Origin of the sequence: Streptomyces albidoflavus (assembly GCF_000719955.1) — a bacterium.
Lineage (GTDB): Bacteria > Actinomycetota > Actinomycetes > Streptomycetales > Streptomycetaceae > Streptomyces > Streptomyces albidoflavus.
This window is the reverse complement of sequence record NZ_JOII01000072.1, coordinates 1-9,434: the sequence shown is the minus strand read 5'-3', so window position 1 is coordinate 9,434 and position 9,434 is coordinate 1. Positions and strand designations below refer to the sequence as shown.

Here is a 9,434-nt window from a genome sequence, read left to right as displayed (position 1 = left end):
CCCCGCCCCCACCGGCCACCCCGCCTACACCGAAACCCTCCCCTGCACCCCCGAGTCCGCCCCCGCCGCCCGCCGCCTGATCCGCCAGGCTCTCGGCGCCTGGGCCCTCGACGCCCTCGCCGACGACGCCTGCCTCGTCGCGGGCGAGATGGTGGCCAACGCCTGCCGCCACACCCGGAGCCCGGTGATCCGCGTCTCCGTGACCAGGCTCGACGGGACAAGGGTGGAGATCGCGGTGACCGACCGCTCCCACGCCCTCCCCATCCGCAAGCCCAGCCGCCCCGACGCCCTCGACGGCCGCGGCCTCGTCCTCGTGGACGCCATCGCCGCCCGCTGGGGCGCCGACCCCAAGCGCTGGGGCAAGCGCGTCTGGGCGGAGGTGCGTGCGGCGTAAACGCATACGAGAGGCTGGGCACGCACGAGCCCCTGGGCGCGCCCGGCTGCCAGCAGTGCGAGGAGCTGCGGGACGAAGAGGTGCAGGCCCGCCGGAAGTTCGACCACTCCCGGGCGGTGGACTGCCGCGTACTGCTGCGACGCCACCCCCACCACGACAGCCCGGCACCGCCCGCCCCCACCGCCCCGCGATGACGGAACCCCCGGCCCGCCTCCCGCACCCCCGCCGTCACTGGACCCCCGGCACCTGCTGGCGCTGCGAGGCCCGCGAGGTCCCGGTGCTCTGGCTCGGCCCCGTACAGACCTCCTCCGGCACCGGCTCGTTCACCGCCTGCGACCCATGCGTGCGCCGCCTGGAGACGTACGTACGGCGCGAACTCGCCTTGCGCGACACGGCCCCGGCGTTCTGACCGGGATCGCGGCCCGCCTCACGGACCACCTGCTCGGCTCCCAGCCGTGCTCCCGCCGAGCCAGGTCCCGCCCTCCCCCGGCGGAGGGGGAGCACCGGAACGCCCCGCACCATCCCCGCAAGGAGTGACATGCCCATCACCAACCCCCGCACCGCCCGCCCTTGGGGCGCCGCCCGCCTGGCGCCGTACCCGACCACCACCCACGTCCCGTACTGCAGGACCGAGATCGACCCGCTCACCCAGCTCGGCGTGGCCCTTGACCGGCATGGCCAGCTGGTCGAGATGGGCAAGCACGGCACCAGCACGGGGACCGAGACGAACACGACCACCAGCAGCGACGGCCAGAACAACGACCAAGGCCACGACCAGGACAGCGACAAGGACTGACCGACCCATGACCGAGCAGGGACCGGTGCTGGTGGCCACCGAGACGGACGACGCCACCGCGGACATGGTGATCGGCGAGCTGAACAGGCGGGGCGTGCCGGTTGTCCGGTTCAACCCCGCCGACCTTCAGGACGGCACGCTGACGGTCTCTGCCCGGTTCGGCACCTGCCCGGGCGTCCCCGTCGCCGGGCAGGTGCGCACCCCGTCGCGGACCGCCGACCTCACCAGGGTGCGCGCGGTGTACTGGCGGCGCCCGGACTGGCCCGCCTACGCCCGGCTGGGCGCGGACGACGCCCGGTACGCCGCCGCGCAGGCCCGCCACGGTCTCGGCGGAACCCTCTACTCCCTGGCCGGCCCCCGCTGGGTCAACCACCCCCTGCGCAACGCCGCCGCCGACCACAAACCCGCCCAGCTCGCCCTGGCCCAGCGCCTCGGCCTGCCCGTACCGGCGACGCTCATCACCAACGACCCGGACGAGGCGCGGGATTTTCTCCACACCCACGGCCAGGTCATCCACAAGCCGCTTCGCTGGACCCCGTACCAGCGCGACGGCGTCCCGGTCACCGGATGGGCCGCGCCGGTCACCGCCGACGAGATCGACGAAGGCGTACGCGTGACCCCGCACCTCTTCCAGGCGCGAGTGCCGAAGGTCGCCGACCTCCGCGTCCTTGTGGTGGGGCGACGTCTGTTCGCCGTACGGATCGACTCCGGTCTGCTGGACTGGCGTCGTGACTACTCGGCGCTGACGTACAGCGTGGCCACCCTGCCCGCGCCCGTGTCCGCCGCCCTCCTCGCCTTCCTGGACCACTGCCACCTGCCCACCGGCAGCTTCGACCTCGCCCTCGACCGGGCCGGAACACCCTGGTTCCTCGAACTCAACCCCAACGGTCAATGGGCCTGGCTGGAACACGCCACCGGCCTCCCGATGGCCGCCACCCTCGCCGCCCTGCTGGCAGAAGGAGCCACCCCATGACCGACCCGACGACCACAACCGCCGAACGCCGAGCCCTCGCCGCCCGCCTCGCACAATCCGGCGCCCTCCGCGCCCCCGCCTGGCGCCAAGCCGTCGAATCCGTCCCCCGGGAACCCTTCCTCCACCCCGGCGTCTTCCTCCCCGAACCCCGCGGCCGCTGGCGCCCGTTCCTCGCCGACCGCTCGCCCGAGGCGGAGTGGACCCGACTGGCCTACAGCGACCAGTCGTTGGTCACCCAGCTCGACGGCTCCCTCACCCCCGACCAGGCCACCACCCCCGAACCGGTGCCCGGTGTACCCACCTCCTCGTCCACCGAACCCGCCCTCGTGCTGCGCATGCTCGAAAGCCTGGAGGTGGCGGAAGGAATGCGGGTGCTGGAGATCGGAACCGGGACCGGGTACTCCTCCGCCCTGCTCTGTCACCGGCTCGGCGAGGACGCCGTGACCACCGTCGAGGTCGATCCGGGTGTGGCCCGGCGTGCCGACGACGCGCTGGAGGGCATCGGGGTATCGACCTGGACCGTCACCGGCGACGGGCTCCTCGGGCACCCGGCGCGCGCCCCGTACGACCGGGTGATCGCGGCCTGCGCCGTCCGCCGCGTCCCCTACACCTGGGTGCGTCAGACCCGGCCGGGCGGTGTCATCCTCAGCACCTTGGGTTCGTGGCCGCACGGCGCCGGGCTCGCCAAGGTCACCGTCGGCACGGACGGCACCGCCGAGGGGCGGATCGTCGGGCCGGCCTCGTTCATGCACGCCCGCGCCCAGGCCCAGCCGCCCGTGACCGGCGACCTGGCCGCCCGTGCGGCGTACGCGGACAGCGAGCGGGAGGTACGTGTTCCGCCGACCGTCCTGGAGGAGTGGACTCCGGCCTTCCTCGCCCAACTGACCGTCCCGGACGCGCAGCTCGTCCACGCCCGTACGGCGGAGGGCGAGCAGCAACGGACGTACCTGTTCGACCCTGGCCGTGAGTCCTTCGCCGAGTTCGTCCCCGGCCCTCGGAACGCGGCCGGCTGGACCGTGCGTCAGGGCGGGCCCGTCCGGCTCTGGGACCAGGTCGAGGAGACCCTGCTCGCCTGGCGCGACGCGGGGAGTCCGGGCGTCGACGCCGTACGGCTGCGGGTGACGGAGACGGCGCACCACTACTGGCTCGACGGCACGAGCGCCCCGTCCCTGCGCTGGGAGCACGCCCTGCGGTGAGCCGCGCGCCCCCTACCGCCTGCGGCCCGCCCGGCGCCGGATCATCCACGGCAGCACGTACCAGCACAGCCCGAACCACACCATCACCCCGCCCACCAGCACCTCGGCGAGCAGCGAAGGGACGGCCGTGCGCAGTATCAGCAGCAGCGTGCCGCAGATGGTGAGGGCGAGGAGGACCATGCCGCAGACCATGAGGCGGGCGGCGGCGTCGACCAGTTCGTCCTTGACGCGCAGGCCGGAGAGGAAGCGGTGGAGGGAGACGGGGGCGATGAGGGAGGCGGTCGCGAGGGCGGCGAGGACCACGGTGACGACGTAGATCCCCCGGTCGAGTCCGGCCAGTTCGCCGAAGAGCGAGGTGAAGGCGACGCTCAGCAGGAAGCCGAAGAGGATCGAGATGCCCGTCTGCGCGACCCGGGTCTCCTGGAGGACCTCGTTCCATTTCCGGTTGACCCGCTCGCGGGCCGTCTCCGGACGCTCCTCCTCCAGCTGGGGCGGCCCCACGGCGACCGTGCGGGCGTTCTGCCCGCAGGAGCAGGAAGGGCAGGTGTAGGGGTCGGTCATGGTCATGGTCGGCATCCTCCGTCTCAGCTCCGTCCGTGTGCCCCGAACCGGTACGAACATGCAGGTGAGGCGGGTTCCGTCGGTCCGCAGGGGGACGGAAGCCCCGGCTCCGGGTGAACACCTCCCGAACTTCCCGCCACCGTCCCCCACGGCGGCTCCGCGCCTCCTACGGTGTCCCTCCCCCGCCCGTACAGGCGTACGGGCGGGGTCGAGGCCGATCGGGGGAGGGGCCGGGATGGAGTGGGTCAACGCCGAGAACGTGATCGCGGTGGGAACGTTCGCGGTGGCGAGTTCGATCGCGTTCGGGCAGTGGTGGTACGAACGGATGGTGCCGCGCAGGCGGCGCATCGGGTACCGGGTGCAACTCGACACCGCCATCGGGGACGACGACGGCACCGGCGGCGGCAACACCCGCCTCGGCCTCTTCGACGAGGCGGACGGCATGGACGAGGCCAGCGTCGTGCTGCTGCGGATCGAGAACGACGGGGCGCTGTCGGTATCCATCGGCGACTACACCTCGGGCGGGCTGCACGGCATGACCGCCACCTTCGACGGGCGCGAGGTGCACGGCGTCGCGGTCACCGTCGGCCCCGGCAGCGGCGCCCTGATGTCGCACTTCACCCCGGCGCACGGCCTGGAGTACAGCGGCTCCAGCCTGCGCATCCCGCGCGTCCCGCTCAACAAGGGCGAGTACTTCAAGCTGCTGGTGCTGCTCAGCGGTGGCACCGTCGGCTCCAAGGTCACCGTCAGCGGCGGCGTCCAGGACGGCGACGTGCACCCCAACGAGTCGCTGACCCCGGACGAGAAGCCCCCGGTGTTCAGCCGTCCCGCCCGGCTGACCTCGATGGCGTTCCTGGTCGGCATCGCGCTGCTGGCGGGGCTGATCGTCACCGGCGGCGAACGGCCGCCGCCCATGGGGTGCGCGAAGGGGAGCCTGGAGGTGACGGGCTCGACGGCGTTCGCCCCGGTCGCCGAGGAGCTGGCCGAGGCGTACATGGAGCAGTGCCCCGGCTCACGGATCACGGTGGCGGCGCACGGGAGTACGACCGGCCTGCGGGAACTGGCCGAGCGCGGGGCGGCGGCGAAGGACGGCGCCCCGGCCCTGGTGGCGCTCTCGGACGGGCCCGCTCCTGACGGCCAGGAGACCGGGGACGCGGGCCACGAGGGAGGCGGGGCGGGCGAGGGCGGCGGCCTGGCCGGGACGCGGCTCGCCGTCTCCGTCTTCACCCTCCTCGCCCACGCCGACGTCCCCGTGCGGAACCTGACCCTCGCCGACCTGCGGCGGATCTACGCGGGCGAGGTGACCGACTGGCGCGAGGTCGGCGCCGACCGCTCCTTGCCGATCGTGCTGGTCGGCCGGGGCGCCGCCTCCGGCACCCGGGACGTCCTCCAACGCCGCCTGCTGGAGGGGGCGTTCGAACCGCCCGCCTCCTCGCGGGACTGCTCCCGCAAGGACAACCCGAAGGCGTCCGTCATCCGCTGCGAGCTGGACACCACCGACCAGGTCATCGCCACCGTGGCCCGCGTCCCCGGCGCCCTCGGCTACAGCGAACTGCGCACCACCAGCACCCTGGAGGGCGTCCGCAGGCTCAGCCTGGACGGCCGGCGCCCCTCACTGGACGGCGCCGGCCACGACGCGTACCCGTACCGGGAGATCGAGTACGCGTACACCTACGGGCGTCCGCCGGCCGACTCCCTGGCCGCCGGTTTCCTCGCCTTCGCCACGCGCGGGCCCGGGCAGGACGTGGTGCGCACCCACGGGCATCTGCCGTGCGGGACGCCCGAGGGGCTGCGGGTCTGCGGGGCGGCCGACTGAAGTCCGGCGGGCGGGAGTTCACTTGCCGCCGGACTCCGGGAACTCCTCGCCGAAGTGGTACGGGGCCAGGCAGTAGCTGAAGCCGGCCTCGCCGTTCAGCTCGATCTTCTCCTGCTCGCAGTAGGCCACGAGACCGTCCGCGATGTGCCAGGAGTCGCCGTCGAACCAGAAGACGCCGCCCGCGTAGTGGATCGTGGCGCCGGAGTCCGGGTCGGTGAGGTTGAGCGACTCGTAGTTCTCCGGGCGGTCGCGGACCAGGGCGACCAGGTCCTCCGGGACGCCCCGGTAGAGGGAGACCTGGAGGGCGTAGTCGTCCTCGGCGTAGAGGTTGAGGGAGCCTTCGTGGTCGAAGGTCAGCAGGAGGGCGCGGCCGTCGGCGGTGAAGTACCAGAGTGCCAGGGAGAGCCGTACGTCTCGCCCTGGCACCCCGCCGCTTCTCCAGCTACCCCCGCGCGCTCCGGCGGACGCGGAACACCAGCCAGGCCCCGGCCGCCACCAGCAGCAGCGCCCCGGCACCCAGCCACGCCCCGGCCAGACCGGTGTCCGGCAGCGGGCCCGGCGGGTGCGGCCCCGGCGACGGGTCCGGGGTCGGCTTCGGCCCCGGCTTGCGGTGGGTGTTGGTGATCGTGCAGGTCACGTCCTGCCCGGGCGCGATGTCGACCGCGCTGTCGGCCACGGGCGCGGGCTCCTCCCCTTCGGCACCGCAGCTCCACCCGGAGGCGTCGTACCCGTCGGGCCCGCGCTCGGCGAGGACGTACCGCCCCGAGTCGACCTGGACGCCGGTCACCTCGGGGCTTCCGGTGACCCCTTCGAGGCTCTGCCCGGTGCCGTCGGCGTACAGGGTCCAGTCGGTGGGCCGCGCGGTGCCCCCGTACCGGTTGTCGACCTCCTTGACCAGGGTGAGGGTGGCGGGTGACGGCGGCACGGCGGTGTTGACCAGCGTGCAGGTGCCGCGCTGACCGGAGTTGACGGTCAGCACGAGATCGCGCGGCCCGGTCGCCCCGTCGTCGGTACGGCACGTCGACGAGGTCAGCTCGTAGCCGCCGGGGCCGCCGTCCTCCGTGATCCGGTACGCCTGGCCGGGACGGACGGTGATGACCGCGCCGGCCGGTCCGGGCGCGCCGGTGACCGTCTGGGCGGGGACGCCGGCCGGGTCGGGTTCGATCGGCGTGGCGGTGATCCGCCAGTCCTCCGGGACGGCGGTGCCGCCCTCGACCTCCTTGACCAGGGTGAGCGGCACCGTCTCGTTGGTCGCGGTGCAGGTGACGTGGGTGCCCAGGGGGACGTTCACGCCGCCGTTGATGCCGTCGTTCCAGCCGAGGAGTTCGGTGCCGTCGCGGCCGTAGGCGATGCAGTTCATGGAGCCGGTGGAGAGCGGGTTGCTCTGGTAGTCGGTGCGGTTGTCGACCTGCCGGTAGTTGAGGAGGGACGGGTCGGTGCCGGTCAGGGACTCGGCGAGCTGGTAGCGGGCCTCGGGGGTGACGGGCACACCGGTGGTACCGGCGCTGCCGCCGGTGCCCACGGGGCCGGGGAGCGAGCCGTCGGCGCCGGTCGCGCGCAGCGTCCAGTCGTCCGGGTCGGCGTCGCCGCCCAGCACCCGCTTGGCCAGGGTGAGCTTGGTCCGGCAGGTCACGTGGTTGGTGACCTGGTGCCGGTTGGCGCCGGCGGCGAGGGTGACGGTGGTGCTGGGGGCGGCCGGGTCCAGCTCGGCGCCGTCGAAGTCGACGCCGGTCAGGTCGCAGTCGACCCCGGCGGCGAAGCGCGGTGCCTCCGAGACGCCGACCTGCTCCCCCGCGGCGTAACCGTCGCGGACCGTGCCCCACTCCCAGGGCGAGGAGCCGTTCCCGGTGGGGTCTCCGAGGGTGAGGTCGGCGCGTAGTTCGCGGGGCTGCTCGCCCTCCGGGTAGACCTGGGGCGCGCCGTCGGTGGTGACCGACCACTGCTTGGCGACGGTGAGCGAGGCCGGGACCAGCTCGGGCGGCGCCTTGTTCACGACCGAGCAGGTGACCGAGGCCAGCACGCCGACGTCGACGCTGAAGCCGGGCCCGCCGCCGGGATCGTCGGTCACCTCGACGGGCCGCTCGGTGATCCGGTCGGTGCAGACGGCGTTCCGCCCGCCCTGCTGGACCACCTGGTAGCCCGGCTGCTGCCGCTCGGCCACAAAGAGGGTGGCGGTCTCGGCCCCGTCGTAGACGAGGGGGAAGCTGACCGCGCCGGTGCCGTCGCCGGTGGTGGTACGCGGCGAGGTGACCGTCACGCCCGGGGTCTGCGTGGCGGCGTCGAAGGTCCACCCGGCGGGCGCGTTGGTGCGCGCCCCGTCCTCCGCCTCGATCTGCTTGACCACGGAGACGGCCGGGGTGCAGGGCGCGAGGGCCAGGCGGCGCAGGGCGGCACCGGCGCCGGCGAAGTCGGCCTCCTGGAAGTAGTCGGCGGTGGCGATGTTGTCGCCGTCGTACTTCTCGGTGCCGGAGATCGAGGCCAGGTTGAGCGCGGCGTTCCCGGAGGTGCCCTCGCCGACGCCGACGGCCAGGACCCGCGTCCCCTCGTTCTTCAGCACGTTGGCGGAGGCGATACCGCTCTCCAGCTCCCGGAAACGGGTCACACTGCCGGAGGCCCCGCCGGACGGACCGCCGGGGATCGAGTAGTTGGTGGGCATGCCGTCGGTGATGACCACCGCCACGTCGTACTGCGAGGTGGCCGAGGCCGGCTCGTACAGCGCGCGGTCCCAGTTGGTCGAGCCCTCGGCGGTGGCGTTGGTCCAGCTCGCGTACGTCCGCTTGAAGGCAGCCGCGTCGGCGAGGGTGGAGACGGAGACGAGGCCGGGCGCGTTCGCCCCGCCCCGGGTGGCCGGGGAGTACGAGGAGAAGGTGAAGCGCGCCATCGACGACGGGGTGCCCTGGAGCGCGTCCACGAAGGTGTCGGCGGCCGTCTTCAGCGCGGGCACGCTCCCGCTCATCGACCCCGACAGGTCCATGATCAACGCCACCCTGAGCCCGCACCGCTCCGGCAAGGCCGGATTGACCCGCGAGGACTGCCAGGTCCCGGTGGACGCGGTCCGGTTGCTGCCGCCCGACCCGACCATGAACCCGCCCGGCCCCGTCGCGGTCGAGCTGTACGTGGTGGCCGCCGCGAGCCGGGGCGTCTGGAACCGGTACGGCGTGGTGACGGTCCCGCCCGTCCGGAACGTGTCGTTCACGAACCACCCGTCGGGCGCCGCGACCTGCCGCACCCAGAACTGCCGCCCCTCGTTGGCACCCCCGGCAGCGGTCCCGGTCACGACGAACGAGCAGTCCCCGTCCGCGTCGGACACGCAGGTGAAGGCAGGCGTCCCCCCGTCCCGGGCGCCCCCGCCCCCAGCACCACCGCTATGGCCAGGACCCACCCGGCGGCAGCGCGCAGGCGCCCGGGGAGTTTGCTCCGCACCCTCGACAGCCTCGGCTCCGTGGAGAGGGCAGGGATGGCGATTATTGCCGCATGATCAGATAAATTGCCTGATTGGGGACAGGCGTGTCACACCTGCCCCAGACCCCACGCCGCCCTTGCCTCGCCCCCTCCATGACCGCGCATCAGCTCACAGACCCCCTGCGCCGCCTCCCCTAACTGATCGTTTCAGAATGAGTTTGGCTGCGGGTCTTGTGCTCGGCGATCTTGGTCGGCAGTGTGTCCGGAATGCGTGCTGATCTTGTTCCTGACGACCT

At 73.3% G+C, this 9,434-nt stretch carries 10 protein-coding genes; 7 read left to right on the top strand and 3 right to left on the bottom strand.

The genetic code is table 11. From position 1 onward, the window contains the following. The 6 genes from IF45_RS0130855 to tgmC form a co-directional block, all read left to right on the top strand. Window positions 1-394 (top strand): ATP-binding protein (locus IF45_RS0130855; protein ID WP_030310895.1); only part of this gene is annotated, 394 nt, incomplete at its 5' end. Between the two features lie 14 nt (window positions 395-408). Next, window positions 409-588 carry a hypothetical protein gene (locus IF45_RS34510; RefSeq protein ID WP_202475894.1) on the top strand — a complete coding sequence of 60 codons (180 nt, stop codon included), beginning with the start codon at window positions 409-411 and terminating at the stop codon, window positions 586-588. Then, window positions 585-803, top strand: coding sequence for a hypothetical protein (locus IF45_RS0130850; RefSeq protein ID WP_003949585.1), 219 nt, complete (start codon window positions 585-587; stop codon window positions 801-803). Before IF45_RS34510 ends, IF45_RS0130850 begins: the two co-directional genes overlap by 4 nt. Window positions 804-932: 129 nt before the next feature. Continuing rightward, window positions 933-1,190 carry a putative ATP-grasp-modified RiPP gene (gene tgmA, locus IF45_RS0130845; protein WP_003949584.1) on the top strand — a complete coding sequence of 86 codons (258 nt, stop codon included), beginning with the start codon at window positions 933-935 and terminating at the stop codon, window positions 1,188-1,190. A gap of 7 nt (window positions 1,191-1,197) precedes the next feature. Beyond that, window positions 1,198-2,163, top strand: coding sequence for an ATP-grasp ribosomal peptide maturase (gene tgmB / locus IF45_RS0130840; RefSeq protein WP_008413788.1), 966 nt, complete (start codon window positions 1,198-1,200; stop codon window positions 2,161-2,163). After that, a complete protein-coding gene (gene tgmC / locus IF45_RS0130835; protein ID WP_008413785.1) occupies window positions 2,160-3,359 on the top strand; it encodes an ATP-grasp peptide maturase system methyltransferase in 1,200 nt (399 codons plus the stop codon). Before tgmB ends, tgmC begins: the two co-directional genes overlap by 4 nt. Before the next feature lie 12 nt (window positions 3,360-3,371). Here the strand turns inward: tgmC and IF45_RS0130830 are convergent, their stop codons facing one another. Next, a complete protein-coding gene (locus IF45_RS0130830; RefSeq protein WP_018470463.1) occupies window positions 3,372-3,935 on the bottom strand; it encodes a DUF6328 family protein in 564 nt (187 codons plus the stop codon). A gap of 220 nt (window positions 3,936-4,155) precedes the next feature. Between IF45_RS0130830 and IF45_RS0130825 the strand changes: the two genes are divergently transcribed. Next, window positions 4,156-5,736 (top strand): PstS family phosphate ABC transporter substrate-binding protein, encoded by a 1,581-nt coding sequence (locus IF45_RS0130825; RefSeq protein WP_030310893.1) that lies wholly within the window; start codon window positions 4,156-4,158, stop codon window positions 5,734-5,736. Window positions 5,737-5,754: 18 nt separating this feature from the next. On the opposite strand, the gene IF45_RS0130820 is transcribed toward IF45_RS0130825, so the two are convergent. Beyond that, the gene (locus IF45_RS0130820) at window positions 5,755-6,162 is read right to left on the bottom strand and encodes a hypothetical protein (RefSeq protein WP_256671134.1); all 408 of its coding nucleotides are present in this window, start codon (window positions 6,160-6,162) and stop codon (window positions 5,755-5,757) included. 16 nt (window positions 6,163-6,178) lie between these two features. Then, complete coding sequence (locus tag IF45_RS0130815) at window positions 6,179-9,046, bottom strand: VWA domain-containing protein (RefSeq protein WP_242534312.1); 2,868 nt, start codon at window positions 9,044-9,046, stop codon at window positions 6,179-6,181. Window positions 9,047-9,434 lie beyond the last annotated feature (388 nt).